Here is a 26,492-nt window from a genome sequence, read left to right as displayed (position 1 = left end):
CGCATGCGTGATAATTGGTTTATGCCGAAGATCAGCGCTCCGACGGTCGCGGTGCACCGCGAGCGTCAGCGAGCCGCGCTGGTCGCCGCCGCGGAGGCGGAACTGATCGAGCACGGGGTCGCCTCCGTGACTCCGGCAGCCGTCGGCAAACGAACGGGCCTCGCGCGCAGCAGCGTCTACGAATACTTCGGTTCGGCATCCGATCTGATCGCCGAGGTCGCCGTCTCGGCCTTTGAGCAGTGGGGCTGCGAGATGGCTGCGTCGCTCGCCTCGAGCGCGCCCGGCATCGACAGGCTCGTCGCCTACGTGCGCCACACCCTGCGGATGGTCGCGGAGGGCAAGCACGACATCGCCGAGGCGCTGCAGGGCGTGACCTTTTCAGACGAGCAGAACCTGCGTTTCATGCAGCTGCATCGAGAGCTCATGAACCCGGTGAGCGATGCCGTGCGGGAACTCGGACTCTCCCAGCCGGAGCTGCGTGTCGAACTGATCCAGGGCGTCGTGGATGCGGCAACCCGGCAGGTTGCGCGGGGTGCGGACCCGACCCTCGTCTCCGACTACGCGATCGCTCTGCTCACCGGAGCAGACTGGTTAAGCGAGCGGAACGAGTCGCTGTAGCTGCGTCACGTGGCCAGGCTCAAGCTCTTCGAGCGAGTTCACGCCGAGCAGGCGCATGGTGCGCTCGAGCTGCGTCCTCAGGATCTCGATCGCGCGGTCGACGCCCTCGCGTCCGCCTGCCATGAGCCCATAGAGGTAGGCGCGACCGACGAGGGTGAAGCGTGCGCCGAGGGCGATCGCGGCGACGATGTCGGCGCCAGACATGATGCCGGTGTCGAGCAGGATTTCGGTGTCTTTTCCGACCTCACGAACGACCTGCGGCAGCAGGTGGAACGGGATCGGCGCACGGTCGAGCTGGCGCCCGCCGTGATTGGAGAGCAGGATGCCGTCGACGCCCATGGCCGTGAGCTTGCGGGCGTCATCCAGGTTCTGCACGCCCTTGACGACGAGCTTGCCCGGCCACTGGTCCTTGATCCAGGCGAGGTCCTCGAACGTCACCGTGGGGTCGAACATGGTGTCGAGCAGGTCGGCGACGGTGCCCGACCAGCGGTCGAGGGAGGCGAAGGCGAGCGGCTCGGTGGTGAGGAAGTTGATCCACCACGCCGGCCGCGGAATCGCGTTGACGATGGTCTTCGGCGTGAGCGACGGCGGGATGGTCATGCCGTTGCGGGCATCCCTCAGCCGTGCGCCGGCGACGGGAACGTCGACCGTGACGAGCAGCGTGTCGAAGCCGGCCTTCGCCGCGCGATCGACGAGCGCCATCGAGCGGTCGCGGTCCTTCCACATGTAGAGCTGGAACCAGTTGCGGCCGTGCGGGTTGGCCGCCTGCACGTCCTCGATCGCGGCGGTGCCCATCGTCGAGAGCGAGAACGGGATGCCGGCTGCGGCAGCCGCGGATGCTCCGGCGATCTCGCCCTCGGTCTGCATCATCCGGGTGAAGCCGGTGGGTGCGATGCCGAACGGCAGCGCGACCGGGGCGCCCAGCACATCCCATCCGGTGGACACGGTCGAAACGTCGCGCAGGATGCTGGGGGAGAACTGGATGTCTTCGAAGGCCTGACGGGCGCGCGCGAGCGAGATCTCCGCCTCAGCCGCGCCCTCGGTGTAGTCGAAGGCCGCCCGAGGGGTGCGGCGCTGGGCGATGGTGCGCAGGTCGTAGATCGTCAGAGCCTCCTCGAGGCGACGCGTCTTCGCGTTGAACTCCGGCTTTTTGAACTTCATCAGCGGAGCCAGGTCGCGTGGGCGGGGGAAGCGGCGGTCAACCATGATCGGGTCTTTCGGTGTGGTGGGTGGTGGTGAGGTGTGTCTCGGCGTAGTAGCCGGAGATGTGGTTGTGCACGTGTTCGGTGGCGGTGGCGCGGTCGCCCGCGACGATGGCTGCCAGGATGGCGCGGTGCTCCGATCGCAGTCGGTCGACCGTCGCCGTCCAGTCGGGCAGGCCCGCAGCCCCCTCGAGCACATAGCCCTCAATCGACGAGCGCAGGCCGGTCATCATGGTCGCGACGACCTGGTTCTCGGATGCCTCGGCGAGGCTCAGGTGGAACTGGGCGTCGAGCGCCAGGAACTCGGCCTGCGTGAGACGCGAGTCGTCCATCGCGCGCAGCAGCCGCTCGGTCGGCGCGAGGTCGATCGTGTCGTTGCGTTCTGCGAGCTCGCCGACCACGGCGGTCTCGAGCAGCAGTCGGGTGCGCACGATTTCGCCGACCTGGAATCCGCGCGCGGCCACCTGCATGCGCATGAGGGCGCCGATCGCGTTCGATGGCGAGGCGATGATGATGGCGCCGGACTGCGGGCCGGACCCGGTCTGGGTGCGAATGAGCCCGAAGACCTCGAGCACCCGCAGGGCCTCGCGAACGGAGGAGCGGCCCACGTTCAACTCGGTGGCGAGCGCTCGTTCGGGCTGCAGGTGGTCGCCCGGCGCGAGTTCGCCCGAGAGCAGCCGGCCCTCGATGGAGTCGAGAACGATCTTCCAGGCGCGGGCCTCTGCATCCGCCATGTTCCTCGCCCTTCGTAGACTGTGGTCAGACCACTTGGTCTGACCACAGCCTACACCCGGGCGGTGAGGTGCGATGCCTGGCGGGTGTCGGCGCAGCTCGCGCGGGGGTGACCCTGCTGGGGTAGCGTCGTAGTCACACGCAGGCAGCGACGTCGCGGAGGTTCGCGGCGCATCCACCCACGCACGAAAGCTACCGACACATGACCGACGCATACCGCGACGCAGAGCTCCCGATTGAAGAGCGCGTCGCCGACCTCCTCTCCCGGCTCACCCTTGAGGAGAAGGCCGGTCAGCTCTCGCAGTACTTCCATTTCGGGGAGGTCGAGGGACCGGATGTTGACGTGCACCCCGACCAGCAGGAGGCGCTCGGACTAGACCCTCACATGGTGGAGAACGCCGTCGCTCGCGGCGGCGCAGGCTCGGTGCTGTTCGTCAAGGAGGCGGCGCTTGCCAACAAGCTGCAGCGCCTCGCGGTGGAAGAGAGTCGGCTCGGGGTCCCGCTGATCTTCGGCTTCGACGTGATCCACGGCATGCGCACGATCTTCCCCGTGCCCATCGCGCTCGCCGCGAGCTGGTCGCCGAAGACCATCGAGTCCGTCCAGTCCGCCGCCGCGCGCGAGGCTCGCGCCCTCGGCATCCACTGGACGTTCGCGCCCATGGTCGACATCGCTCGCGACCCGCGCTGGGGTCGCATCATCGAGGGGGCGGGCGAAGATCCCGTGCTCGGGGCCGCGGTCGCCGCCGCTCAGGTGCGCGGCTTCCAGGGCTCGTTCGGTGCGGAGAACGTGCTGGCCGGTCCGAAGCACTTCGCCGGATACGGCGCGGCGCGTGGGGGTCGCGACTATGAGGAGTCCGACATCTCGGATTCGGAGCTGTGGAACGTGTACTTCCCGCCGTTCCGCGCGGGCGTCGAGGCCGGTGCCGCAAACATCATGGGCGCCTACATGGACCTGAACGGCGTCCCGGCCTCCGCGAACCGCTGGCTGTTCACGGATGTGCTTCGCGGCGACATGGGCTTCGACGGCTTCGTCGTGTCGGATGCCAACGCGGTGCAGTCGCTCGAGGTGCAGCACTTCGCGAAGGACCGCACCGATGCGGGCGTTCGCGCGATCAAGGCGGGCCTCGACATGGAGATGTGCATGGTCGACCCGGCGTTCTCCCGCCTGCCGCAGGCGGTGGCCGACGGCCTCATCACCGAGGCCGAGATCGACGTGGCCGTGCGCCGCGTGCTCACCGCCAAGCTCCGCCTCGGACTGTTCGAGAACCCCTACGTCGACGAGGTCACGAGCGAGACGATCCTCGGTGGCACCGAACAGCGCGAACTCTCGCGGGCCGCGGCCGAGCAGACATTCGTGCTGATCAAGAACGACGGTGCGACCCTTCCGTTGCGAGCGGATGCGCTGAACTCGGTCGCCGTGATCGGTCAGCTGGCCGACAGCAAGCGCGACACCCTCGGTCCGTGGATCTTCGCGCAGGACACCGAGGAGACTGTCACCATCCTGGACGGACTACGAGGTCGGCTCGGGGGTGACGCGAAGGTCGCGCACGCCCCAGGCGCCAGCATCCCGGAGCGCGTCTTCACCTCAATGTTCGACCGAATGGACGACACCGTTCCGCACACCCCAGCGGACTATGACGACGATGCAGAGATCGAGCGCGCGGTGCAGCTCGCCGCCGACTCCGACGTGGCCATCGTCGTCGTCGGCCAGCGGCAGAACCAGATCGGCGAGAAGGCATCCGTCTCCACGCTCGACCTTCCCGGCCGCCAGCAGGAACAGCTCGAACGCATCGTCGCCACCGGCACTCCCGTCGTGCTGCTCGTCATGTCGGGCAGGCCACTCGACCTGCGCTGGGCGAGTGAGAACGTGCCCGCGATCGTGCAGGTCTGGTACCCGGGCACGCGTGGTGGCGAGGCCGTGGCATCCGCCCTGCTCGGCGACATCTCGCCCGCTGGACGCCTGCCGTTCACCTGGCCACGACACGTCGGCCAAGTGCCGATGGTGCACTCGCACTACCGCTCCTTCCAGCCGGATGAGAGTGGCGAGCGCTACTGGGACGAGCCGAGCACGCCCCTCTACCCCTTCGGCCACGGGCTGTCGTACGCGCACTTCGAGTACTCGAACCTGCGCCTCGATCGCTCATCGATCGGCATCGGCGAGACGGTGACCCTCTCCGTCGACGTCACCAACAGCTCCGACCGAGACGCGGATGATGTGGTGCAGCTCTACATTCACCAGCGCTACGGAACGTCGTCCCGACCCATTCGCGAGCTCAAGGGCTTCGAGCGTGTCTCGGTCGCCGCGGGATCGACGACCTCGGTCAGCTTCACGCTCGGCCCGGGCCAGCTGCGGTACTGGAGCGCGGTGACCCGCGGCTTCGTGCAGGACATCACGACGATCGACCTGTGGGTCGGCGGCAGCTCGGAGGCCACCCTGGCCGCGGTGCTCGAAGTCACCGCCTGACACCGCCGCGGCGCCCTGCGTAAGTCAGCACCCTGCATAACTCAGGCTGTTTGCGCGTGAGTTCGCCGGCGCTGCCGGAAATCTCGGGGTCCCGTGCGCGGCGCCGCCAATCTGCCTGAGTTACGAAGTGATCGCGGGTCAGCGCGCGGGCTGCGGCGTGAACGCGACGGGGCGGAAGGCCGCCGCGACGAGAGCGCGCAGCGTTTCGAGGTCTCCGCGCACCGCGCCCTGGGCGCGCGCCTGCACGAGCACATTACCGATCGCGGTCGCCTCGACCGGGCCGGCGAGCACCACAAGGCCGCTGCGGTTGGCCGTGAGCTGGCAGAGCAGCTCGTTCTGCGAACCGCCCCCGACCAGGTGGATGACCGAGACGCGCTTTCCCGACAGCTCTGAGGCGGTGTGCACGGCCGTGGCAAAGGCATCCGCAAGGCTCTCGAGAATGCAGCGCACGAACTCGGCTCGGCTCTGCGGCACAGGCAGCCCGCGCTCGGTCAGCCACTGCGCAATGCGCGTCGGCATGTCGCCCGGGGCCAGGAAGCGCTCGTCGTTCGCGTCGAAGAGTGGCACGGTCGAGGTGACAGCGGCGGCCGCGCCGAGCAGCGCGCCCAGGTCGATGGGTGCGTCCTCCCGTTCCCACGCGCGCACTGACTCGCTCAGTAGCCACAGCCCCATCACGTTGTGCAGAAACCGCATCCGGCCGTCGACGCCCCCCTCGTTGGTGAAGTTCGCGAGACGGCTCTCCTCGGTGAGCACGGGTTCGTCGAGCTCGACACCGACAAGCCCCCAGGTGCCGCAGGAGATGTAGGCGAAGTCGTCGGTGGTCGCGGGAATGGCGACGACCGCGGATGCCGTGTCGTGCGACCCGACGGCGGTCACCGACACCGCCAGTCCGGCCCCGATCTCGACGGCCACCCCCGGCAGCAGCCCGCCGACTGTGACGCCGGCACCCGTGAGCGCGGGGAACATCGCACGCGGGAGCCCGAGGCGCGCGACGAGCTCGTCGTCCCAGTCGCCGGTGGCGAGGTTCAGCAGCCCCGTGGTCGACGCATTGCTGCGCTCGGCCCGATGCTCGCCGGTGAGCCATAAGTTCAGCAGGTCGGGCACGAGCAGAAATTCGTCGACGTCGCCCAGACGCCCCGAGAGGCGGTCGGCCGTCAACTGGTACAGCGTGTTGAAGGGCAGGAACTGCAGCCCGTTGCGCGCGTACAGCTCGGTGGGGCTGACCACGCCGTGAACGGATGCCACGGCGGCCGCAGTGCGCTCGTCGCGGTAGTGGAACGGCTCGGCCAGCATCCGCCCGCCGCTCAGCAGCGCGTAGTCGACGGCCCAGGAATCGACGCCGATACTGAGCACGCCGGGCTCTTCGCGCAGGGTGGAGGCGAGGCCGCCGATGACCTGGCGGTAGAGACCGGTGATGTTCCAGTGCAGGCCGTCTAGCGCCGTCACGGGCCCGTTCGGAAAGCGCGCGACTGGCCGCAGACTCAGTTCGTTGTGGCCGACGTAGCCGAGCATGACCCGCCCGCTCGTCGCGCCGAGGTCGACCGCCGCGACCGCGCTAGTCATTCCCAGGCCCAATTTCACGTCGACGGCTGCCGTTTGTCGCGAGGGCTGTCGTTCGAACAGCGGCCCTCGCGACAAACGACAGCCTTCGGGAAGTGGTCATCGCAGGAAGGCCGCCGCGACCCCGGCATCCACCGGGATGTGCAGCCCGGTCGTGTGGTCGAGGTCGGAGGAGCAGAGCACGAACACCGCGTTCGCGACGTTCTCCGGCAGTACCTCGCGCTTGAGCAGCGTGCGCTGCGCGTAGTACTCGCCGAGCTTCTCCTCCGGCACGCCATACACGGCGGCTCGCTTCGCACCCCAGCCTCCGGCGAAGATGCCGGAACCGCGCACCACCCCGTCGGGGTTGATGCCGTTGACGCGCACGCCGTACTCGCCGAGCTCCGCCGCGAGCAGTCGCACCTGGTGCGCCTGATCAGCCTTGGTCGCGGAGTATGCGATGTTGTTGGGCCCGGCGAAGACCGAGTTCTTCGAGGAGATGTAGACGATGTCCCCGCCGAGCTTCTGGTCGATCAGGACCTTCGCGGCTGCACGGCTGACGAGGAACGAACCCTTGGCCATCACATTATGCTGCAGGTCCCAGTCGGCGACCGTGGTCTCGAGCAGCGACTTGGAGAGCGAGAGTCCCGCGTTGTTGACGACCAGGTCGAGTCCGCCGAACGCGAGAACCGCGGCGTCGACCGCGGCCTGCACCTGGCGCTCGTCGGTGACATCCGACTGGACGCCGATCGCGACATCCGTGTTCCCAAGCTCGGCCGCTGCAGCCTGCGCCTTCTCCAGGTCGAGGTCGGCGATCACGACGCAGGCACCCTCCGCGGCGAGACGCGTCGCGATGGCCTTGCCGATACCGGATGCCGCACCCGTGACGAGCGCAACGCGCGATGCGAGCGGCCTGGGCTTCGGCATCCGCTGCAGCTTGGCTTCCTCGAGCGCCCAGTACTCGATGCGGAACTTCTCGCTCTCGGGAATGGGCGCGTAGCTCGAGATGGCCTCCGCGCCGCGCATCACGTTGATGGCGTTCACGTAGAACTCGCCAGCGACGCGCGCGGTCTGTTTATTGGCGCCGTAGCTGAACATGCCGACGCCAGGGATGAGCACGATGAGCGGATCTGCGCCGCGCATCGCGGGTACGGGCGCTTCGACAAGCTCAGCGACCGATTCGTTCCCTGAGCCTGTCGAAGGGCCGTTGGCAGCAACCCCGCGTTCGTAGTACGCCTGGTAATCGGCGCGGTACTGCTCGTGCAGCTCCCGCAGTCGCGCGATCGTCTCTTCGACGGATGCCGCCGCCGGCAGGTCGAGCACGAGCGGCTTCACCTTGGTGCGCAGGAAGTGGTCGGGGCAGCTGGTGCCGAGAGCTGCGAGGCGGGGGTGCTCGGAGCGCGACAGGAAGTCGAGCACGACCTCGGCATCCGTGAAGTGCCCCACCTGTACCCGGTCGGTGGAGACCAGGCCCCGCAGCGTGGGTGCGATCGCTGCCGCCTTCGCGCGACGCTCTGGCTCCGTCAGAGCGCTGTAACCATCAAGGACGGTTCCGAAGGGGTCGGTGTCGCCGTGCTCGCGAATGTAGGCGTCGGCGGTCTTGATGATCCACAGGCTATTCGCCTCGGCCTCATCGGAAGTCGCACCCCAGGCGGTGATTCCGTGGCCGCCGAGAATGCAGCCGATCGCCTCCGGATTCTCCCGCTTGATCGCCGCGATGTCCTCGCCCAGCTGCCAGCCGGGCCGACGCCACGGCACCCAGACGACCTTCTCGCCGAAGGCCTTAGCGGTGAGCTCCTCGCCGTCGACCGCGGTCGCGAACGCGATGCCAGAATCCGGATGCAGGTGGTCAACGTGCGCCGCATCCACGAGCCCGTGCATGGCGGTGTCGATTGACGGCGCGGCCCCGCCCTTGCCGTGCAGCACGTAGTCGAAGGCGGCCACCATCTCGTCTTCGCGCTCGACCCCCGGGTACACACCCGAGAGCGCGCGCAGGCGATCGAGCCGCAGCACGGCGAGGCCCTGTTCGGTGAGGGTGCCGAGGTCTCCGCCCGAGCCCTTGACCCAGAGCAGTTCCACCGGTTCGCCCGTCACGGGATCGGTCTCCGTGCCCTTCGCCGAGGTGTTGCCGCCGGCGTAGTTGGTGTTGCGCGGGTTCGCTCCGAGGCGGTTGCTGCGGGCGATGAGTTCGGCTGCCGTGGGGTTGGTCATGGTGCTGTTCCGTTCTGTCGACGAGGTCACGAGATCACGCGCCCCAGCTGGCCTGCTGGCCGCCGACGCGATCGGCGGCGATAGCGGCCTGGTATCCGGATGCCGCATAGGCAGCCATCGGATCTCCAGCCAGCCCGCGGGACTCGCGCCACTCCGCGAGCTGCGGGCGCACATCCGTGTAGAAGGCGTCCATGAGGATGCCGTTGGCCGCGAGCACGTCGTTCGCGGCCTGGGCGGCGGCGAGCGCCTCGGTATCGACCAGCAGCGCCCGCGCGGTCATCTCCTGCACGTTGAGCACGGAGCGGATCTGCCCCGGAATCTTGTCTTCGATGTTGTGGCACTGGTCGAGCATGAATGCCACATCGCCGCCCGTGCCGTAGCCGCCGCCACGGATCACCTCGTACAGGATCCTGAACAGCTGGAACGGATCTGCTGCGCCGACGATGAGGTCGTCGTCGGCGTAGAAGCGTGAGTTGAAGTCGAAGGAGCCGAGTTTGCCGAGGCGAAGCAGCTGCATCACGATGAACTCGATGTTGGTGCCCGGCGCGTGGTGGCCGGTGTCGAGGCAGACCATCGCCCGTTCGCCGAGGGCCGCCACCTGCGCGTAGGAGGTTCCCCAGTCGGGAACATCCGTGTGGTAGAAAGCGGGCTCGAAGAACTTGTACTCGAGCACGAGCCGCTGGGATTCCCCGATGCGCTCGTAGATCGTCGCGAGCGACGCCGCGAGTCGATCCTGGCGTGCACGGATGTCGCCCTGGCCCGGATAGTTAGTGCCGTCCGCGAGCCAGATCTTGAGGTCGCGGGAACCCGTGACGTTCATGATGTCGATGCACTCGAAGTGGTGGTCGATCGCCTTCTGACGGACGGCGGCATCCGCGTGGGTGAGGCTGCCGAACTTGTAGGCGTCGTCCTGGAAGGTGTTGCTGTTGATCGTGCCGAGTGCGACGCCGTGGTCCTCCGCGAAGCGTCCGAGCGCGGCGTAGTCGTCGACCTTGTCCCACGGGATGTGCAGGGCGACCGTCGGAGAAAGTGCCGTGTACTTATTGACCTGGGCGGCATCCGCGATCTTCTCCTGTGGGGTGCGCGGTGTGCCGGGCGTGCCGAAGACCTTGAACCGTGTGCCCGAGTTGCCGAACGCCCAGGAGGGGAGTTCGATGGCCTGCTGCTCGAGCAGGGGCGTGATCGAGGCGAACGTGGTCATGGTTCTGTCCTATTCTCTGTGGTGCTGGTGAGGTCAGCGCTGGCGGATGTCGCCAACTGCTCCTCAAGGTTGAAGATCTCGTCGAGTACGAGAAATCCCGTGTCGGGTGCCTCGTCGCCGAGGTCGTCGAAGAACTCGGCCATCTCGCTCTGCCATCTGGCGTTGACCTCGGTGGCCGCCATACCCGCCTGCGCAGTCTCGAGCGAAGGGGTTTCGAAGTATCCGATGAGCAGGCCATCCGGGCGCAGGAAGATCGAGTAGTTGTGCCATCCGGTGGAGGCGAGGGCGTGCAGCATGTCGGGCCAGACGGCCGCGTGGCGCGCGCGGTATTCGTCGATGCGCGCGGGCTTCACCTGCAGTTGGAAGCAGACTCTCCGCACTGTGCTCCTCTTCCTTCACTCGTCAATGCTGTGGTCTGTGGTGCCGGGCCAGCAGCGTTGCCTGCTTGGCAGCGTGCTGGCCCGGGTCGTGCTGGACTGCGGTGAAGCGGGTCTAGAAGTTGAACTTCGAAATGTTGTCCTTCGTGAAGGTGTACGGGTCGCCGAGAAGAACGGTGCCCTTGTCGCCGACCGTGAAGCTGCCGAGGGAGCCGGCCTTGAAGGTGTCGCCCTTCTTGCCCGTGATCGTGCCATCGATCAGCGCCTTGGCCGCGTAGGAGGCCAGGTAGCCGAGGTCGGCCGGGTTCCACAGTGCGAACGCCGTCACAGTGCCGTCGTTCACGTAGTCGCGCATCTGGTTAGGGGTGCCGAGACCGGTGAGCGCGACCTTGCCCTTGAAGGCAGACGTGGACAGGTAGCGAGCTGCTGCCGCGATGCCGACCGTGGTGGGAGAGACGATGCCCTTGAGGTTGGGGTGGGTGGAGAGCAGTGCTGCCGTCTTGTCGAAGGAGGTCTGGTCGTCGTCATTGCCGTAGACGGTGTCGACGAGCTTCACACTGGGGTGATTTGCTGCCAGATCCTTCTTCATCAGGTCGATCCAGGCGTTCTGGTTCGTCGCGTTCGCCGAGGCCGACAGAATCGCGATGTCGCCGGCATCGCCGATCTCCTTGGTGATCAGGTCGACCTGGATCTTGGCGATGCCTTCTGCGGTCGCCTGGTTGATAAAGATGTCGCGGTACTTCGCATCCGTATCGGAGTCGAACGTGACGATCTTCACGCCGGCCTGCTTCGCCTGGGTGAGTGCGCTGCCGAGCGCGGTCGGGTCATTGGCCGAGAGGACGATCGCTCCGACCTGCTGCTGCGTCAGCGTGTTGATGTAGCTGACCTGAGCGTCTGCGGTTGCGGTTGCGGGACCGACCTCTGCGTAGGTCCCCTTGAACTCCTTTATCGCCTTCTCGCCACCCTTGTCGGAGGTGTCGAAGTAGGCATTGCCGAGGTTCTTAGGCAGGAAGGTGATCTTGTAGTTGTGATCGCCGCCCGACTTGGCGCCTGTAGTGCCCCCGCTGGAACAGCCGGTGGCCACGACCGCGAGGGCGACGGCGGCTGCCGTCAGGCTGAGGGCGCGAGCAAGAGTCTTGCGCTTGGTGTGAAACAACATCTCTGTTCTTCCTTTCGATTGATGGTGCTGAATCGTTTCAGATTCGGCATCCTGTGCAGGTTGCGCTCCTGTGCACGAGAGCGTCTATTTTCTTGCCGGATGGCTCCTCGGTCGCAATCGCCGAAACCAGACAAGAAACTGTGGGGCGAGCACTGAGGCGATGAGCAGCGCGCCGGTGATGATGTTGATTGCGTCCGAACTCACGTTGGCCAGGCGCAGCGAGCTCTGCAACACGCCGATCAGAAGCACGCCACCGATCACTCCGTGCAGAGCACCCTTGCCACCGAAGATGGAGACTCCGCCCAGCAGCACGGCCGCGATGATGGCGAGCTCGAGCCCCATGGCATTGTCACCGCGGGCGCTGCCGTAGCGCAGCGTCCAGAAGATGCCGGCGAGGGCCGAGACTACTCCGGTGAGAAGGAACGAGATGAACTTGCTGCGGTTCACTCGCACGCCGGAGAAGAGCGCGGTGTCTTTGCTGAGGCCAAGCGCGAAAAGTCCGCGGCCGAAGGCGGTGAAGTGCAGCAGAATCGCAAAGATGACGATGAGCGCTACCACGAGCACCATGACGACCGGAATTCCCGACGTTCCGAATCGAGCCTGTGCGAGGTTCTGCCAGAACGGCGGGAACGTCGTGACGGCGGTGGTCCCCAGCAGTCCGACGGCGATTCCGCGAAACAGCGCGAGCGTACCGATCGTCACCGCGAGAGAGGGTAGCCCGGCGACGGTCACGAGGAACCCGTTGATCGTGCCCGCCAGGAGTCCCACCGCAAGACAGCTCAGCATCGCGAGCTCTATCGGCATCCCGGCTTTGGTGAGCACACCGAGCAGGACACTGCTCAGCCCGATCGTGCTGGCAACCGACAGGTCGATTTCGCCCGTGATGATCACGAGCGTCATCGGCAGGGCGATCATGAGGATGGGCGTCGCATCCAGCAACAGAAAGCCGAGGGTTGTCGTCGTGCCGAAGTAGGGAACTACGGCGGATGCGATGATCCACACGACCACGACTGAGGCGAGGATGGCGATCTCCGGCGTGAGCAGCCAGCGCTGCCAGAGCGGTCTGCGGTAGTCCGCGAGGACACCGTGGCGTGCGTTCTCGACGTTGAGTGAGATGGCGGGATTAGTCATGAGAAACCTGCCGTTCTGAGACCAGCCGTCTGGACAGTCGTACCGCGAGCACGCGGTCGAGCACGATCGCGCCGATAATGAGAACGCCGACGACGGCCTGCTGCCAGAAGTCCTGAATGCCGAGGATCGGTAGGGCGCGGTTAATGGTGAGCAAGAGGATCGCGCCGATGGCCGCACCATAGACGGTTCCGCTGCCACCGAAGATCGCGACCCCGCCGATGACCGCAGCACCAACCGCTTGAAGCTCCAGTCCGCTTCCGGTCTGCGAGTTCGTCGTGCCGTAGCGGGCGGCGAAGAGCACGCCAGCCAGCCCCGAGAGGGCACCGCAGAGTACGAAAGCGACCAGCAGGCTGCGTTTGACGTTGAGGCCATAGAGCTCGGCGGCATCCGGGTCTGAACCGATCGCGTACATTTCTCGTCCGCCGCGCTTGTTCCGCAGGTACCAGCCCGCAGCCAAGGCCACCACAACCGCGATGATCGTCAGGTAGGGAATGAACAACAGCGAGTTCGTGCCGAGCGCCAGAAACGGGCGGGGCATGTCGGAGGAGTTGATGCGGTTGCTGCCCGTCCACACGACGTTGATGCCGCGATAGGCATACAGGGTACCGAGCGTGATCACGAGCGCCGGCACCCTGCCGAACGCAACCAGTGCACCGTTGACGAGTCCGAGGAGCGCACCGAGACCGAGTCCGGCGAGGAACACGGCACCGATCGGAATCCCAGGGATGTCGATGAAGAGTCGGCCCGTGAGGTAGGCGGTGAGCCCCACGACGGAGCCGACGGAGAGATCGACATTGCGCGTGATGATGACAACGGCCTGGCCTACGGCGAGCAGGATGAGGATGGACGGCGTCAGGAGCAGGTCGCGGAATCCGTCGGAACTGAACAGGAAGCTCGGGTTTACGGCAGTCGTGACAGCCACCACGACGACAAGAGCCACGAGGATGCCGGTCTCCCGTGCGTGCAGGAACTGCTGCAGGACACGCGTGGCGGTGTTCGGCTTCGCACCGGCGGTCGTGGTCATCGGCTCGAATCCTCGTTTGGTGCGGAGCCAGCGGTCGTCGCCGGTGTGTGAGTCGCGGCGTGCATCACGGACTCTGCCGTCGCATCCGCCCGTGCGATTTCGGCCGTGATCACGCCCTCGTGTACGACGAGCACGCGATCCGCCATGCCGAGCACCTCCGGCAACTCGGACGAGATCATGAGGATCCCCATCCCGCGGCCTGCCAGTTCGGAGATGAGCCTGTGCACCTCAGACTTGGTGCCCACGTCGATGCCGCGGGTTGGCTCGTCGATGATGAGCACGCGCGGATCCGTGGCCAGCCACTTGCCGAGCACGACTTTCTGCTGGTTGCCTCCGCTGAGCGTGCCGGCGAGGGTGTCGAGTGCGCTCGCCTTGAGCTGGAGCCTTGATGCCCAGACCCTCGCCGACTGATTCTCCGCCCGCGATGTGAGGATGCCGAATCGGCTGAGCGCTGCTCGAAGCGGAAGTGTGGTGTTGCGCGCGACCGTTGACTCGAGGATGAGCCCCTGCTTTCGACGGTCTTCCGGTACGAGCCCGAGGCCGAGCAGCATGGCCTTGGCTGGCTGATGCTTCGGGACTCGCCTGCCTTCCACGGCGACCGTGCCGGAGGTGTAGTTGTCAACGCCGAAGACGGCGCGCGCGATCTCGCTGCGACCGGCGCCGACGAGACCGGCCAGGGCGACGATTTCGCCGGAGCGCACTGTGAAGCTCACGTTCGTGAACACACCGGGGGAGGTGAGTCCGTCCACCCGCAGGAGCACCTCGCCGATCTCGGTCTCCTGTTTAGGGAACAGTTCCGTGACGTCGCGGCCGACCATGCGGCGTACGATCTCCTCCTCCGTGACGTCAGCAGTGGCGTCCGTGGAGATGTACTGCCCGTCACGCATGACGGTGATGGTGTCGCTGAGCGCAAAGACCTCGTCGAAGCGGTGTGAGATGAAGACGATGCCGCGGCCCTCGTCACGCAGACTGCGGGTGACAGCGAAGAGGCGTTCGACTTCCACGCCGCTGAGCGCAGCCGTCGGTTCGTCCATGATGAGCACTCGGGCGTCGAGCGAAATGGCCTTCGCGATCTCGATGAGTTGTTGGTCGGCGATGGAGAGTCCCTCGGCGGGGCGGTCGAGATCAACGTGCACCGCGAGGCGTTCGAAGATCTGTGTGGCTTCGAGATGCATGGCGGCGCGGTCGATGCGACCGAAGCGATCCGTGGGCTGGCGGCCCATGAAGATGTTTTCGGTGACCGAGAGGTCGGGAAAGAGCGTCGGCTCCTGGTAGATCACGGCGACGCCGGCCGCCTTAGCCTCCGCGGTAGAAGCGAAGTCCACCGGCTCACCCCGCAGCAGGAACTCGCCGCGGTCGCGCTGGTAGAGACCGGCGATGATCTTGACGAGGGTGGACTTGCCCGCGCCGTTCTCTCCGACGAGCGCGTGGATCGAGTTCATGTCTACTCGGAGGTCTGCGGAAGACAGCGCGACGACGGTGCCGAAGGACTTGGCGACGTCGCGGAGCTCGAGAGCCGCCGGGCCGATAGCGCTAGGAGTCGTCGGCATGCTGTGGGAATCCTCCTCGTTGAGGTGATTGAATCGTTTTAATTGCGATTGGACAGAACTCTATGTCCGGTCGGTCACCGACGTCAAGCCCGACTATGAATCGTTCCACGGCTGTGACACGATGTGCCTGTTACTGGCATCATTCAAGAAGCGCGCGGGTCAAACGTCAGCGGAGAGGCAAGCACATGTCGGTGAGTGTCAAGGATGTCGCTTCCCTGGCTGGCGTATCCGTCGGCACGGTGTCGAACGTTCTCAACCGACCCGAGAAGGTGACCGAGTCCACCGTAGTGCGCGTTCGTGAGGCGATCGCCGAGCTCGGCTTCGTGCGCAACGACGCGGCACGGCAATTGCGCGCCGGCCAGAGCAAGTCGATCGGCCTCATCGTGCTCGACGTGCGCAACCCGTTCTTCACCGATCTCGCCAGGGGAGCAGAAGATGCTGCGGCGCTCGCGGGCCTTTCGGTCATCCTCGGCAACAGCGACGAGAAGGCCGATCGCGAAAGCGCCTACCTTGACCTTTTCGAGCAGCAGCGGATGCACGGGGTCCTGATCTCCCCGTTCGGTGACGTCACACAGCAGCTGGCCAGGTTGCGGGAGCGCGGCATCCCCGCGGTGCTAGTCGATCGCACCAGCGGCGGCACCGCGTACAGTTCCGTCTCCGTGGACGACGTCGCAGGGGGAACTCTCGCCGTCGAGCACCTCATCGCGCAGGGTCGTCGATCCATTGCCTTCGTCGGCGGTCCGATGCAGATCCGCCAGGTGGTCGACCGGCTCGAGGGCGCGCGCAGGGCGAGCGAGAAGCATCCGGATGTCACGCTCGAGGTGATCGAGACCGCCGCGCTCAGCGTGATCGAGGGCCGCGCTGCCGGCAGGGCCATCCTCGATCGTGAGGCCGCCGATCGCCCCGACGCCGTGTTCGCGGCGAACGACCTCATCGCCATGGGAGTGCTGCAGGCGCTCAATATGCAGGGCGCCGTGCACGTTCCGCACGACATCGCCCTCATCGGGTACGACGACATCGACTTCGCAAGCGCGTCGGTTGTGCCACTCTCCTCGATCCGACAGCCGAGCGCGCTCATTGGCAAGACGGCGGTGGAGATCCTCATCCGCGAGGCCGAAGACCCGTCGCTCGCACCCCAACAGGTCGTGTTCCAGCCCGAGCTCGTGGTTCGAGCATCGACGGTCGGTGGCTGAGCGTCGAACTCAGTCGCGATACGGCGTGCTCGGCACGAGATGGGCGTCGGAGTAGTAGTTCGAGATGTGGTTGTGGGCACGTTCTGCCGCAAGCGGACCGTTGCCCTCGATGATGGCCATCGCGATGCCCCGGTGTTCCGATCGCAACCGCTCCACGAGCGTGGCCCAGCCCACCATCCCGAGCGCGCCCTGGAGCGCGTAGTTCGCGATCGATTGGCGAAGCCCGGCCATCACGGCGGTGACGACCTGGTTGTCTGCGGCCTCTGCGAGCGAGAGGTGGAACTGAGCGTCCAGCGCGAGGAATTCGCCCTGAGTGAGTTCCGGCGCCTCCATCGCATCGAGAAGCTGGGTGATCGCGGTCAGGTCGACGGTGTCGGTGTGCGCGGCGAGCTCCTTCACCACTGAGGTCTCGAGCAGCAGCCGGGTGTTCACCACATCCGCCACCTGGATGCCTCGCGCCGCGACCTGCAGCCGCATGAGCGAGCCCATGCCGCCCGAGGGCGATGCGACGATCACGGCCCCGCTGTCGTCGCCACCGTCGTTGCGCACGAGCCCCAGCACCTCGAGCACGCGCAGCGCCTCGCGCACCGAGCCGCGGCGCACCCCGAGGGTCGACGCGAGAGCGTGCTCGGGAGGGAGGCGATCGCCCGGGTGAAGCCGGCCAGACAGCATGTCCTGCTCGATCGATTCGAGCACCACACCCCACGCGCGCGGATCCTTACGCTTCATGCCGTTTCCCCCCGGATCGTCAGTTCGAGCAAAGCCTACAACCCGCCGTGTAACCCGCTGCAAGCCCCCTTTAAGCGTCAGCTCTTGTCGGTGGCCGCCTGCGCTGCGGCCAGCGCCTGCCGGGCCGCCTCGGCATCCCGAGACGCGGCGTGGCTGAGGCTGAATCGGTGCGCGGCGTAGTGCACGCGAAGGCCGCGGTACTTCACGAGCCAGTACAGCCCCACGAGAACCGCCGCCACACCGGATGCCGCAGCAACTCCCAGCCCCCAGCGCGGCCCGAACTGGTTGGCCACCCAGCCCACGATCGGAGCGCCGATCGGGGTGCCGCCCATGAAGATCGCCATGTAGATCGCCATCACGCGCCCTCGCACTGCCGCGTCTGTGCCCAGTTGCACGGCACCGTTGGCGGTCGTCATGAAGGTCTGCGCGGCAACGCCGACGGGAATGAGCGCGAGGGCGAAGAGCCAGAAGCTCGGCATCACGGCCGCGGCTGCGCAGAACGCACCGAAGGCGGCGACCGCGACGAAGAGGTAGCGCATGCGCGGGGTCTCGCGGTTTGCCGAGAGCAGCGCGCCGGTGACCGAGCCGATCGCCATGATCGAGGAGAGAACGCCGAATTCCGCCGCACCGGCATGGAACTCGACCTTCGCCATCGTGGAGATGAAGATCGGGAAGTTGAGGCCGAAGGTGCCGATGAGGGAGATCATCACGAGGATCACGAGGATGTCCGGCCGCTTCCAGACGTAGCGGAACCCCTCGGCGAGATTGCCACGGCGTCGCACTGCGCGCGGCATGGTGCGCAGCTCGCCCGTCCTCAGCATCATGAGCGAGGCGAGGACGGCGCCGAATGTGACGGCGTTGATCAGGAACACCCATCCGGTGCCGATGACGGCCATGAGCAGGCCGGCCACGGCGGGCCCGATCATCCTGGCGACACTGAAGGAGGCGGAGTTGAGGGCGACCGCGTTGGAAAGATTGCGGCGCCCCACGAGCTCCGAGACGAAGGTCTGACGGGCGGGCGAGTCGAAGGCCGCCGCGCATCCGAGCAGCAGCGCGAACACGTAGACGTGCCACAGCTGCACGAGGTTCGTCACCGTGAGCACACCGAGCAGCAGCCCGAGAACGCCCATGGTCGCCTGGGTGACCATGAGGATCTTGCGCTGGCTGAAGCGATCGGCTGCGAGTCCCGTGATCGGCAGCAGGAGCAGCTGGGGGCCGAACTGCAACGCCATCACGATGCCGACGGCAAACGCGTCGTCGTGGGTGAGCTGGGTGAGCACGAGCCAGTCCTGGGCGGTGCGCTGCATCCAGGTGCCGATGTTTGAGACGATCGCCCCCGCCGACCAGACGCGATAGTTGTAGCCGGCGAGCGAACGGAACATGGAACTCACTGGTCGGCGAGCTCCTGCAGAATCGGTGCAGCCTGCTCGAGAATGCGGCGCTGCTCCGCGGTGAGCGCGTTCAGACGCTTGGTGAACCAGGCGTCACGGCGGCGACGGGTCTCCTTGACGAAGCCGCGGCCCGCATCCGACAGATCGAGCGTGATCTTGCGGGCGTCGTCCTCGGCGGTGGCGCGGGTCACGAGTCCGGCACTGACGAGAGCACTCGTCGTGCGGTTCATGCTCGGTGGCGTCACCCGCTCGCGTTCGCTCAGCGATCCGAGCGTCTGTGGGCCGTGGTTGGCGAGTTGGAACAGTACGGAACGCTGGCCCTCGGTCACCTGATCGTCGGCTTGCATGGCCCGGATGCGTCGGGCCAGCCGCTGGATGACCAGCCGCAGTTCGGGAGAGTTATCGCGATTCACGAATAGTTAGCTTAGCAAATTAGCAAGGCTAACGGATCGACCGTGGTTCGACGAGACGTCAGGCTCGCTCCGCCGCCGAGGTGTCTCCCAGTTGCTTCGACAACTCCTGGGCGGCGGATGCGACGAAGTGGCCGAGCGTGTCCAGCCGATTGCCTATCCGCATCTTCGGGGCGCTCACGTTGATGGCCGCCACGATGTGTCCGTTCAGATCGCGAACCGGGGCGGATGCCCCGACGACGCCGGCCTCGAGTTCCTCATCGAGCGTCGCGAATCCGCGTGTGCGAATTCGTCCCAGCTCCTCGAGGAGGCTTTCAAAGTCCCGCACGACGGCTTTGTCTTCCGGCGGCGTGCTCAACACCGAGAGCCCGATGCTGGCCATTTCGGGATCCGTCGCACCGACGATGGGGCGATCCCGGCCGTGCTCCTCGTACCACCGAGCCAGGGATGGTCTGTCCCAGTCGCTCAGGAGCACGCGACCCGACGGCGTGCGCCACGCCGCCGTGGTCACGCCTTCCCAACCAGTGGTGCGAAACTCGTGCGGACTCAGCTCGCTCAGAATCGTCAGCACGTTACCGCCGCGAAGCACGCACAGGTGGGTGGTCTCCCGGGTGGACAGCGCGATCCTGCGTAAGAGGGGCCGCGATTCGGAGACGAGACGGCTGTCGCTTGTTCGGGCGGCCAATGAGTAGAGGCGGGAACCGAGGCTGTAGCTGAGCGTCGACTCGTCCCGGTCGACGAGACCCGCATCGGCCAGCGTGGCCAGCGACCGAGAGACCACGGCCTTGTCCCTGCCGGTGAGCTGGGACACGCGCACCACCCCGAGACCGCGATTCTTCATCGCCTCGGGACCGCCGAGCAGCTCGAGGATTTCGATGTCGCGGGCAAGTCCCGAGCTATTTCTTCGCGGTTCCGCTGACTGTGCCATCTCCATACCGTAACCCGTCGTTGCCATATGGCCAACACCCATTGTCAGAGTGGCATCACATGGCCCTATGGTGGGTGCAGCAAAGTCCACTCGATGGAGAGAAGGGATGGTCATGGACACAGGCTTTAGTTTCGACAACCTGATCTTGTTTCTGAACGACCGATGGTCCGACATCCTCGACCTGGCACTGCAGCACATTGCCGTCGTGGCGATCTCGCTCGCGATCGCGCTCGTGATCGGTGTTGTCATCGGTGTTCTCGTCTGGAACAAACCGATTTCACGGGCCATGGCCCTCTCTGCGGCGGGAATCGCCATCACGATCCCCTCCCTCGCCCTTCTCGCCCTGCTGTCGCCGCTTCTCGGGCTCGGGTGGGGCCCGACCGTCGTGGCGCTCGTCTTCTATTCCCTGCTCCCGATCATCCGCAACACGGTCGTCGGGCTTCGAGAGGTGCCAGCCGACGTGCTCGAGTCGGCGCGCGGTATGGGAATGAGTCGCACGAGGGTCATGCTCACCACCCAGCTGCCCATCGCCTGGCCGCTCATCGTGACCGGGGTTCGCGTTGCAGCGCAGCTCACCATCGGCATCGCTGCGATCGCCGCCTACGTGGCGGGTCCGGGGCTGGGCCAGTACATCTTCACCGGGCTCTCGTCGATCGGTTCGAGGAACGCGATCAACTATGCGCTCACCGGTACAGCAGTGATCATCGTGCTCGCGCTGCTCGTCGACGGGGCGTTCATCCTCATCAGCCGCTACACAACCTCAAGGGGTCTTCGTGCATGAAATAACTGACACCGGCTTTCTGACGGCTATTTCGCAGCAGTCTGCTGGGGTGAGCATCGAACTCGATGCTGTGACCAAGATCTATCCGGGGCAGCCGGCGCCCGCGGTCGAGAACTTCTCCATGAGCATCCAGCCGGGGGAGCTCGTCGTCTTCGTCGGACCGAGCGGGTGCGGCAAGACCACGACGATGAAGATGATCAACCGGATCATCGAACCGAGCTCAGGCAGCATTCGGATCGACGGCAAAGACGTACTCTCGCTCGACCCGAACCAGCTGCGGAGGCACATCGGATACGTCATCCAGCAGGTTGGACTGTTCCCGCATCGCACGATTCGGGAGAACGTGGGCACCGTGCCGACGCTGCTGGGTTGGCCCAAGTCCCGCGTGCAGGAGCGCGTCGACGAACTGCTTCGCACGGTCCAGCTAGATCCCGACACGTTTGGGTCGCGATTCCCGCGACAGCTCTCGGGAGGTCAGCAGCAGCGAGCCGGCGTGGCCAGGGCGCTCGCGGCGAACCCGCCCGTCATGCTCATGGACGAGCCGTTCGGCGCCACTGACCCGATCACCCGGGAGAAGCTGCAGGCAGAATTTCTCAGGCTGCAGGCCGAGCTCGGGAAGACGATCATTTTCGTCACCCACGATTTCGACGAGGCCATCCGCCTCGGCGATCGCATTGCGGTGATGAGCGAGCGAAGCCAGATCGAGCAGTTCGACACACCCGCCAACATCCTCGCTGCGCCGGCGAACGACTACGTCGCCTCATTTATCGGGCAGGGCGCCGCGATCAAGCGGTTGACGCTGATCCCTGTAACTCAGCTTCGCTTGCGTCCCGAGGTCGTCGGTGCGACGGCTGCTGTTCCCGCGGATGCGTCCGTGCGCGACGCGCTGGATCTCCTCGTACTGACCGGCGGGTCAGCCATCAACGTCACGGATGTGGACGGCCGGGTGATGGGTTCTCTCGATCACGCCGCCATCTCTGATGCGCTCGGCGTACGAGCCGTTGCCCCTGGTGATCCGAAATGACGGCGGCAATCAATCTGGAGCAGGCCCGTTCCTCTCGCAGCAAGGAGCGCGTGGCAACAGCCATCCGCTGGGCCGCCGCACCCGTGCTTGTCACGGTCGTACTCCTGGGCACCTGGCTCTGGGTCGGCTCGCTCAAGCTCGACTCCATTGAGATGCGCACACTCAATCCCGAATACATCACCGCTCGCATCCGCGAGCACCTGGTCTTGAGCGTCGTCGCCTCCGCGCTCGTGGCCGTCCTGGCCATTCCAGCCGGCATCCTGGTGCATCGGGCCAGTTCGCGCACCTTCAGGGCCGTTGTTCTGGCGATCGGCAACATAGGTCAGGCCACGCCGGCGATCGGTGTCGTCATCCTGCTCGCTATCGCCTGGCAGACCGGGTTTGGCACGGCCATCGTGGCCCTTGTCGCTTACTCCTTCCTGCCGGTGCTCCGAAACACGATGACCGGTCTCGAGCAGGTGGACTCGGACGTGCGCGAGTCCGCGCGCGGCATGGGAATGACCACGGGTCAGGTGTTGCGCCGCATCGAACTTCCGCTCGCATCCCCGACGATCCTGGCGGGATTCCGTACCGCGCTCGTGTTCTGTGTCGGTGTGGCAACGGTGGCGACCTTCATCAACGCGGGCGGTCTCGGCGACATGATCGTCAACGGACTGAAGCTTCAGCGGTTCCCGGTTTTGCTCGTCGGTGCCGTACTGGTCGCGGCCATCGCCGTGCTGATCGACTGGCTGGCGGGAATCGTCGAAGAGATTGTTCGCCCTCGAGGGCTCTGATCGGTGCGAACTCACCCCACTTCACCACAGCAGTACCAACCCTGCATCACCCGTATCGCGGCAGCCCAACTTCGTGCTCCGCAATCACAACGAAAGAGGAAGATCCATGATCAAGAAGAGGCAATTTTCTGTCATCGCGATTGCTGCGGCAGCCGCGCTGGTGTTCACGGGATGCGCGAGCACTCCGGCGGCTACAGGCTCAGGCGGGAAGAACGCAGAGCTCAAGGGGCTCTCGGGTGACATCGGCTCGAAGGACTTCTCGGAGCAGTACATCCTCGCCTACCTCACGACCGACCTGCTGAACGCACACGGTGCTTCGTTGAAGGCGAACACCAAGCTCGTCGGCTCGCAGAACGTGCGCCAGGCGCTGGAGAACAAGCAGTTCGTGGGCTACTGGGAGTACACGGGCACTGCGTGGATCACCTACCAGGGCAACACCGCGCCGATCACCGATCCGCAGGAGCAGTTCGCCGCCGTCAAGAAGGCGGATGTTGCGAAGGACATCGCCTGGCTCGACCCTGCGCCGCTCAACAACACCTACGCGTTCGCAGTGCGCTCTTCCGAGGGCAAGAAGCTCGGCGTCACCAGCATGAGCGAGGTTGCCAAGCTGCCGAAGAAGGACCAGACCTTCTGCATCGAGAGCGAATTCTCGACTCGCGATGACGGCTGGCCGGGACTCAAGAAGGCCTACGGCATCGATGTGCCGGACTCCAACGTGAAGTTGCTCGACACCGGTCTGATCTACACCGCAACTCAGAAGGGCGCCGACTGCAACTTCGGTGAGGTCTTCGCAACCGACGGCCGCATCAAGGCGCTCAACCTCACCGTGATGAAGGATGACAAGAAGTTCTTCCCGGTGTACCAGGGTGCGTTCTCCATGCAGGCAGCAATCCTGAAGAAGTACCCGGCCATCACGGACATCCTGGGCAAGCTCTCGCCGTTGCTCACGACCGAGCAGATGCAGAAGCTCAACGCGGAGGTCGACGTCGACGGCCGCGACCCCTCCAAGGTCGCGGAAGACTTCCTCAAGAGCAAGGGCCTCATCTGATGTCCTCGGCCACCGCACTGCACATCGGAGAGAGCTTCGTGGGCGACGGAGTCAACGCCGCCCACATCAACATCGTGTTGGGCGAGCGGAACGGACCTGCCGGAGCGGCCTGGGCCACAGCGCTCGCCACGCCGAGCGCCGGCCACGTGCCTTTCGTCGCGGTGCTGAAGCCCTCCCTTCCCGTGAAGCCCATGACCCTGTTCGTCACGAAGTCCGCACCGGTGGACGATGCGCACGGCGTCATGATCTGGGGCCCCGCGCAAGCGGGAGTCGCAGCGGGCGTTGCGGATGCGGTGGCCGACGGCGTCATCCCGGAGTCGTACACCGACTCTCACGCGCTCATTGCCGCGGTCTGGGTGAATGGCGGCGCCAATGACGCAGACGAGGTCTATCGGAACAATCGTCTCGCCACGGCGACGGCACTGCGCAACGGAATGACCGGCGAGCCCGCGCTCGATCGCATCCTCGAAGCGCGCCACGCGCCATCCAACCCCTTCTATACCGCGTAGCCCGTCTATACCGCTCGGGAAATACGTCGCCATCCGCGACAGAAAGCACCACGAAAGAATGAACATGACAACACAGCCGCTTCCAACAGTCGGATTCGTCGGGCTGGGAAGCATGGGCACGGGAATGACCCGCAACCTGCAACAGGCGGGATATCCCCTCGTGGTCAATGACCTGCGACCGTCGGCGGCAAGCGAGCTCGTGGCCGGCGGCGCGAGCTGGGCCGCCACCGCAGCCGAGGTTGCGTCGGCGAGTGATCTCGTCATCACGATGCTGCCGACACCCCGCCATGTTGCCGATGCCGTGTCTGGTCCGGGTGGCATCCTTGAGGGCATTGCGGATGGCGGAACCTGGATCGACATGTCGACGTCGGTTCCCGAGGTAGCGAACGCCGTGCGCGCGTCGACCGAGTCACGCGGCCTGCACATTCTCGATGCACCGGTGAGCGGAATGTCCGTCGGTGCGGCGAAGGGCATGCTGCAGATCTTCGTCGGCGGCGAGGCAGCGGATGTCGCTCGCCTGCGACCCGTGTTCGAGGCGATGGGAGACCCGGAGCGCATCCTGCACGTCGGAGCTCACGGCACCGGGTATGCCGTCAAGCTGATGATCAACCAGCTCTGGTTCTCGCACCTGGTCGCGACGGCCGAGGTGTTGGCCGTTGGGGTGTCGGCGGGAGTCGACCTCGGTGTACTGCGTGACGCGCTCGTGGCGAGTCCGGCGAACAGCAACTTCGTCGAGCACGACGTGCTCTCCATCCTCGAGCACGGCGACTACGACGAGGGATTCGCGCTGGCACTCGCGTGCAAAGACCTCGGCCTCTCGATCGACCTCGCACGCTCTGTCGGCATCTCCGTCGAACTCTCGGCGATCGTCGAGCAGGTGTATCGCAGGGCCCGTAACTCGCAGGGCGACCGCGCGGGCGAGATGGCTCCATTCGCACTGTACGAGCAGATGGTGGGCGGCCCCATGCGGCTCGGCACCGCCGAGGAGGTCACGACACGATGAGCGAACCGACACCGCAGGCCGAAACCGAGCTGCTGGCGCGAATCAACACCTGTCTGTATATAGGTGGTCGTTGGCGTGACTCCTCCTCGGGCGCGACGTTTGCCGTCACCGACCCGTCGACCGGCGCGACACTCGCCGAGGTGGCGGATGCAACCCCGGAGGACGGCGACGCCGCGCTCGCCGCAGCGCATGCCGCCCAGTACGAATGGGCGAAGACGCCACCCCGGATGCGCGCAGACATCCTGCGCCGTGGCTTCGATCTTGTCACCGAACGTGCCGAGGACTTCGCGCTGGCCATGACGCTCGAGATGGGCAAGCCGCTCGCCGAATCGCGTGGCGAAGTCGCCTACGGGGCCGACTTCCTGCGCTGGTTCTCCGAGGAGGCGCCGCGTATCTCTGGCCGGTACTCGACCGCCCCGGATGGAGCGAACCGGCTCTTGGTCGTCAAGCGTCCCGTCGGGCCGTGCCTCTTCATCACGCCTTGGAACTTTCCGCTGGCGATGGCCACTCGCAAGATCGCGCCCGCCGTCGCGGCTGGGTGCACCATGGTGCTGAAGCCGGCCGCTCTCACACCGCTCACCGCGCTGCTTCTCACACAGACGCTGGAGGAGGCCGGACTGCCCGCGGGTGTGCTGAACGTCATTCCGACCACGAGAGCCGGAGCCGTCACGGGTCCCCTCATCCGGGATCACAGATTGCGCAAGCTGTCGTTCACCGGCTCGACCGAGGTCGGGCGCAGGCTGATCGCGGATTCCGCGGAGCAGGTGCTGCGCGTCTCGATGGAGCTCGGTGGCAACGCTCCGTTCATCGTCTTCGAAGACGCCGACATTCCCGCGGCGGTCTCCGGCGGAATCCTCGCGAAGATGCGCAACGGCGGCGAGGCCTGCGTGGCTGCCAACCGGTTCCTCGTGCACGAGTCGGTCGCCGAAGAGTTCACGGCGGCGTTTGTCGAACGGATGCGCGCGTTCACCGCGGCGCGCGGAACACGAGCGGATTCGACCATCGGACCCCTCGTCGACGAGTCCACCAGAGACAAGGTGTCCTCGCTCGTTGAGGGAGCGGTGGAGGATGGCGCCCGCGTCGCGCTGGGCGGAAACTCCATACCCGGCCCCGGGTACTTCTACGAACCGACCGTGTTGACCGGCGTGCCCGCGAACGCGCGAATCCTCGATGAGGAGATCTTCGGCCCGGTTGCGCCGATCACCACCTTCAGCACCGAGGCCGAGGCAGTGAGGCTCGCCAACGCCTCACCCTTCGGGCTAGTGTGCTTCGCGTACACGCAAGACCTCAACCGTGCGCTCCGCCTCGCTGAAGAACTCGACACGGGGATGCTCGGGATCAACGCCGGGGTCGTCTCGAATCCGGCGGCGCCATTCGGCGGAGTCAAGCAGTCAGGACTTGGCCGCGAGGGAGGACTCGAGGGCATCGATGAATACCTCGAAACCCGCTACGTCGGCATCGCCGATCCGTTCGCCTCAATCGGCCAGGAGTGAGC

Annotated in this window: 24 protein-coding genes; 10 read left to right on the top strand and 14 right to left on the bottom strand. The window is 66.0% G+C overall.

What is annotated here, in order from left to right:
• Positions 1-21: 21 nt before the first annotated feature.
• Positions 22-618, top strand: a complete 597-nt coding sequence (locus tag ABUA37_RS09855) for a TetR/AcrR family transcriptional regulator (RefSeq protein WP_349898998.1) — start codon at positions 22-24, stop codon at positions 616-618.
• Here ABUA37_RS09855 and ABUA37_RS09850 read toward each other — a convergent pair.
• Positions 592-1,824: an alpha-hydroxy acid oxidase gene (locus tag ABUA37_RS09850; RefSeq protein WP_349898996.1), complete on the bottom strand. Its 1,233-nt coding sequence runs from the start codon at positions 1,822-1,824 to the stop codon at positions 592-594. The two genes, ABUA37_RS09855 and ABUA37_RS09850, sit on opposite strands and share 27 nt — an antisense overlap.
• Positions 1,817-2,554 (bottom strand): FadR/GntR family transcriptional regulator, encoded by a 738-nt coding sequence (locus ABUA37_RS09845; protein ID WP_349898995.1) that lies wholly within the window; start codon positions 2,552-2,554, stop codon positions 1,817-1,819. The genes ABUA37_RS09850 and ABUA37_RS09845 overlap by 8 nt, the downstream gene beginning before the upstream one ends.
• 200 nt (positions 2,555-2,754) lie before the next feature.
• On the opposite strand from ABUA37_RS09845, the gene ABUA37_RS09840 reads away from it, so the two are divergent.
• A complete protein-coding gene (locus ABUA37_RS09840) occupies positions 2,755-5,016 on the top strand; it encodes a glycoside hydrolase family 3 N-terminal domain-containing protein (protein ID WP_349898993.1) in 2,262 nt (753 codons plus the stop codon).
• A 138-nt stretch (positions 5,017-5,154) separates the two neighbouring features.
• Here ABUA37_RS09840 and ABUA37_RS09835 read toward each other — a convergent pair whose 3' ends face one another.
• From ABUA37_RS09835 to ABUA37_RS09800, 8 genes are all read right to left on the bottom strand, one after another.
• Positions 5,155-6,579: a rhamnulokinase gene (locus ABUA37_RS09835; protein WP_349898991.1), complete on the bottom strand. Its 1,425-nt coding sequence runs from the start codon at positions 6,577-6,579 to the stop codon at positions 5,155-5,157.
• A 96-nt stretch (positions 6,580-6,675) separates the two neighbouring features.
• Positions 6,676-8,766 carry a bifunctional aldolase/short-chain dehydrogenase gene (locus ABUA37_RS09830; protein WP_349898989.1) on the bottom strand — a complete coding sequence of 697 codons (2,091 nt, stop codon included), beginning with the start codon at positions 8,764-8,766 and terminating at the stop codon, positions 6,676-6,678.
• A 34-nt stretch (positions 8,767-8,800) separates the two neighbouring features.
• Positions 8,801-9,967, bottom strand: a complete 1,167-nt coding sequence (rhaI, locus tag ABUA37_RS09825) for an L-rhamnose isomerase (protein ID WP_349898987.1) — start codon at positions 9,965-9,967, stop codon at positions 8,801-8,803.
• On the bottom strand, positions 9,964-10,347 hold the full coding sequence (locus tag ABUA37_RS09820) for an L-rhamnose mutarotase (RefSeq protein ID WP_349898986.1): 384 nt from the start codon (positions 10,345-10,347) through the stop codon (positions 9,964-9,966). The genes rhaI and ABUA37_RS09820 overlap by 4 nt, the downstream gene beginning before the upstream one ends.
• Before the next feature lie 112 nt (positions 10,348-10,459).
• The gene (gene rhaS / locus ABUA37_RS09815) at positions 10,460-11,503 is read right to left on the bottom strand and encodes a rhamnose ABC transporter substrate-binding protein (RefSeq protein WP_349898985.1); all 1,044 of its coding nucleotides are present in this window, start codon (positions 11,501-11,503) and stop codon (positions 10,460-10,462) included.
• An 84-nt stretch (positions 11,504-11,587) separates the two neighbouring features.
• On the bottom strand, positions 11,588-12,634 hold the full coding sequence (locus ABUA37_RS09810; RefSeq protein ID WP_349898983.1) for an ABC transporter permease: 1,047 nt from the start codon (positions 12,632-12,634) through the stop codon (positions 11,588-11,590).
• Positions 12,627-13,658, bottom strand: a complete 1,032-nt coding sequence (locus ABUA37_RS09805) for an ABC transporter permease (RefSeq protein ID WP_349898981.1) — start codon at positions 13,656-13,658, stop codon at positions 12,627-12,629. Before ABUA37_RS09805 ends, ABUA37_RS09810 begins: the two co-directional genes overlap by 8 nt.
• Complete coding sequence (locus ABUA37_RS09800) at positions 13,655-15,208, bottom strand: sugar ABC transporter ATP-binding protein (protein WP_349898979.1); 1,554 nt, start codon at positions 15,206-15,208, stop codon at positions 13,655-13,657. Before ABUA37_RS09800 ends, ABUA37_RS09805 begins: the two co-directional genes overlap by 4 nt.
• 185 nt (positions 15,209-15,393) lie before the next feature.
• Between ABUA37_RS09800 and ABUA37_RS09795 the strand changes: the two genes are divergently transcribed.
• Positions 15,394-16,401: a LacI family DNA-binding transcriptional regulator gene (locus tag ABUA37_RS09795; protein ID WP_349898977.1), complete on the top strand. Its 1,008-nt coding sequence runs from the start codon at positions 15,394-15,396 to the stop codon at positions 16,399-16,401.
• A gap of 9 nt (positions 16,402-16,410) precedes the next feature.
• Here the strand turns inward: ABUA37_RS09795 and ABUA37_RS09790 are convergent, their stop codons facing one another.
• The 4 genes from ABUA37_RS09790 to ABUA37_RS09775 all read right to left on the bottom strand — a co-directional run bounded on the left by ABUA37_RS09790 (position 16,411) and on the right by ABUA37_RS09775 (position 19,859).
• Positions 16,411-17,130, bottom strand: a complete 720-nt coding sequence (locus tag ABUA37_RS09790) for a FadR/GntR family transcriptional regulator (protein WP_349898975.1) — start codon at positions 17,128-17,130, stop codon at positions 16,411-16,413.
• 77 nt (positions 17,131-17,207) lie between these two features.
• The gene (locus ABUA37_RS09785; RefSeq protein WP_349898974.1) at positions 17,208-18,512 is read right to left on the bottom strand and encodes an MFS transporter; all 1,305 of its coding nucleotides are present in this window, start codon (positions 18,510-18,512) and stop codon (positions 17,208-17,210) included.
• 5 nt (positions 18,513-18,517) lie between these two features.
• Positions 18,518-18,934, bottom strand: coding sequence for a MarR family winged helix-turn-helix transcriptional regulator (locus ABUA37_RS09780; protein WP_349898973.1), 417 nt, complete (start codon positions 18,932-18,934; stop codon positions 18,518-18,520).
• A 58-nt stretch (positions 18,935-18,992) separates the two neighbouring features.
• Entirely contained in the window at positions 18,993-19,859 is an 867-nt protein-coding gene (locus ABUA37_RS09775; RefSeq protein WP_349898971.1) for an IclR family transcriptional regulator, read from the bottom strand.
• Between the two features lie 106 nt (positions 19,860-19,965).
• Between ABUA37_RS09775 and ABUA37_RS09770 the strand changes: the two genes are divergently transcribed.
• The 7 genes from ABUA37_RS09770 to ABUA37_RS09740 all read left to right on the top strand — a co-directional run bounded on the left by ABUA37_RS09770 (position 19,966) and on the right by ABUA37_RS09740 (position 26,490).
• The gene (locus ABUA37_RS09770) at positions 19,966-20,640 is read left to right on the top strand and encodes an ABC transporter permease (protein ID WP_349898970.1); all 675 of its coding nucleotides are present in this window, start codon (positions 19,966-19,968) and stop codon (positions 20,638-20,640) included.
• Positions 20,633-21,664 carry an ABC transporter ATP-binding protein gene (locus ABUA37_RS09765; RefSeq protein ID WP_349898969.1) on the top strand — a complete coding sequence of 344 codons (1,032 nt, stop codon included), beginning with the start codon at positions 20,633-20,635 and terminating at the stop codon, positions 21,662-21,664. Before ABUA37_RS09770 ends, ABUA37_RS09765 begins: the two co-directional genes overlap by 8 nt.
• Positions 21,665-21,714: 50 nt before the next feature.
• A complete protein-coding gene (locus ABUA37_RS09760) occupies positions 21,715-22,437 on the top strand; it encodes an ABC transporter permease (protein ID WP_349898968.1) in 723 nt (240 codons plus the stop codon).
• 106 nt (positions 22,438-22,543) lie between these two features.
• On the top strand, positions 22,544-23,485 hold the full coding sequence (locus ABUA37_RS09755; RefSeq protein WP_349898967.1) for a glycine betaine ABC transporter substrate-binding protein: 942 nt from the start codon (positions 22,544-22,546) through the stop codon (positions 23,483-23,485).
• Positions 23,485-23,994, top strand: coding sequence for a formaldehyde-activating enzyme (fae, locus tag ABUA37_RS09750; RefSeq protein ID WP_349898966.1), 510 nt, complete (start codon positions 23,485-23,487; stop codon positions 23,992-23,994). Before ABUA37_RS09755 ends, fae begins: the two co-directional genes overlap by 1 nt.
• A 64-nt stretch (positions 23,995-24,058) precedes the next feature.
• Positions 24,059-24,997 (top strand): NAD(P)-dependent oxidoreductase, encoded by a 939-nt coding sequence (locus ABUA37_RS09745; protein ID WP_349898965.1) that lies wholly within the window; start codon positions 24,059-24,061, stop codon positions 24,995-24,997.
• Positions 24,994-26,490, top strand: a complete 1,497-nt coding sequence (locus ABUA37_RS09740) for an NAD-dependent succinate-semialdehyde dehydrogenase (protein ID WP_349898963.1) — start codon at positions 24,994-24,996, stop codon at positions 26,488-26,490. Before ABUA37_RS09745 ends, ABUA37_RS09740 begins: the two co-directional genes overlap by 4 nt.
• Positions 26,491-26,492: the final 2 nt, after the last annotated feature.

Source organism: Parafrigoribacterium soli, from assembly GCF_040227235.1.
Lineage (GTDB): Bacteria > Actinomycetota > Actinomycetes > Actinomycetales > Microbacteriaceae > Parafrigoribacterium_A > Parafrigoribacterium_A soli.
The sequence above is the reverse complement of the archived record's forward strand: the minus strand, read 5'-3'. Positions and strand labels throughout refer to the sequence as shown.

What these genes read in the sequence shown, in the direction of transcription:
- ABUA37_RS09755 (WP_349898967.1), top strand. Translation starts at nt 22,544, where the DNA reads ATGATCAAGAAGAGGCAATTTTCTGTCATCGCGATTGCTGCGGCAGCC.
- ABUA37_RS09795 (WP_349898977.1), top strand. Translation starts at nt 15,394, where the DNA reads ATGTCGGTGAGTGTCAAGGATGTCGCTTCCCTGGCTGGCGTATCCGTC.
- ABUA37_RS09810 (WP_349898983.1), bottom strand. Translation starts at nt 12,634, where the DNA reads ATGACTAATCCCGCCATCTCACTCAACGTCGAGAACGCACGCCACGGT.
- ABUA37_RS09830 (WP_349898989.1), bottom strand. Translation starts at nt 8,766, where the DNA reads ATGACCAACCCCACGGCAGCCGAACTCATCGCCCGCAGCAACCGCCTC.
- ABUA37_RS09850 (WP_349898996.1), bottom strand. Translation starts at nt 1,824, where the DNA reads ATGGTTGACCGCCGCTTCCCCCGCCCACGCGACCTGGCTCCGCTGATG.
- ABUA37_RS09855 (WP_349898998.1), top strand. Translation starts at nt 22, where the DNA reads ATGCCGAAGATCAGCGCTCCGACGGTCGCGGTGCACCGCGAGCGTCAG.
- rhaI (WP_349898987.1), bottom strand. Translation starts at nt 9,967, where the DNA reads ATGACCACGTTCGCCTCGATCACGCCCCTGCTCGAGCAGCAGGCCATC.
- fae (WP_349898966.1), top strand. Translation starts at nt 23,485, where the DNA reads ATGTCCTCGGCCACCGCACTGCACATCGGAGAGAGCTTCGTGGGCGAC.
- ABUA37_RS09840 (WP_349898993.1), top strand. Translation starts at nt 2,755, where the DNA reads ATGACCGACGCATACCGCGACGCAGAGCTCCCGATTGAAGAGCGCGTC.
- ABUA37_RS09790 (WP_349898975.1), bottom strand. Translation starts at nt 17,130, where the DNA reads ATGAAGCGTAAGGATCCGCGCGCGTGGGGTGTGGTGCTCGAATCGATC.
- ABUA37_RS09785 (WP_349898974.1), bottom strand. Translation starts at nt 18,512, where the DNA reads ATGTTCCGTTCGCTCGCCGGCTACAACTATCGCGTCTGGTCGGCGGGG.
- ABUA37_RS09740 (WP_349898963.1), top strand. Translation starts at nt 24,994, where the DNA reads ATGAGCGAACCGACACCGCAGGCCGAAACCGAGCTGCTGGCGCGAATC.
- ABUA37_RS09770 (WP_349898970.1), top strand. Translation starts at nt 19,966, where the DNA reads ATGGTCATGGACACAGGCTTTAGTTTCGACAACCTGATCTTGTTTCTG.
- ABUA37_RS09835 (WP_349898991.1), bottom strand. Translation starts at nt 6,579, where the DNA reads ATGACTAGCGCGGTCGCGGCGGTCGACCTCGGCGCGACGAGCGGGCGG.
- ABUA37_RS09845 (WP_349898995.1), bottom strand. Translation starts at nt 2,554, where the DNA reads ATGGCGGATGCAGAGGCCCGCGCCTGGAAGATCGTTCTCGACTCCATC.
- rhaS (WP_349898985.1), bottom strand. Translation starts at nt 11,503, where the DNA reads ATGTTGTTTCACACCAAGCGCAAGACTCTTGCTCGCGCCCTCAGCCTG.
- ABUA37_RS09745 (WP_349898965.1), top strand. Translation starts at nt 24,059, where the DNA reads ATGACAACACAGCCGCTTCCAACAGTCGGATTCGTCGGGCTGGGAAGC.
- ABUA37_RS09805 (WP_349898981.1), bottom strand. Translation starts at nt 13,658, where the DNA reads ATGACCACGACCGCCGGTGCGAAGCCGAACACCGCCACGCGTGTCCTG.
- ABUA37_RS09800 (WP_349898979.1), bottom strand. Translation starts at nt 15,208, where the DNA reads ATGCCGACGACTCCTAGCGCTATCGGCCCGGCGGCTCTCGAGCTCCGC.
- ABUA37_RS09775 (WP_349898971.1), bottom strand. Translation starts at nt 19,859, where the DNA reads ATGGCACAGTCAGCGGAACCGCGAAGAAATAGCTCGGGACTTGCCCGC.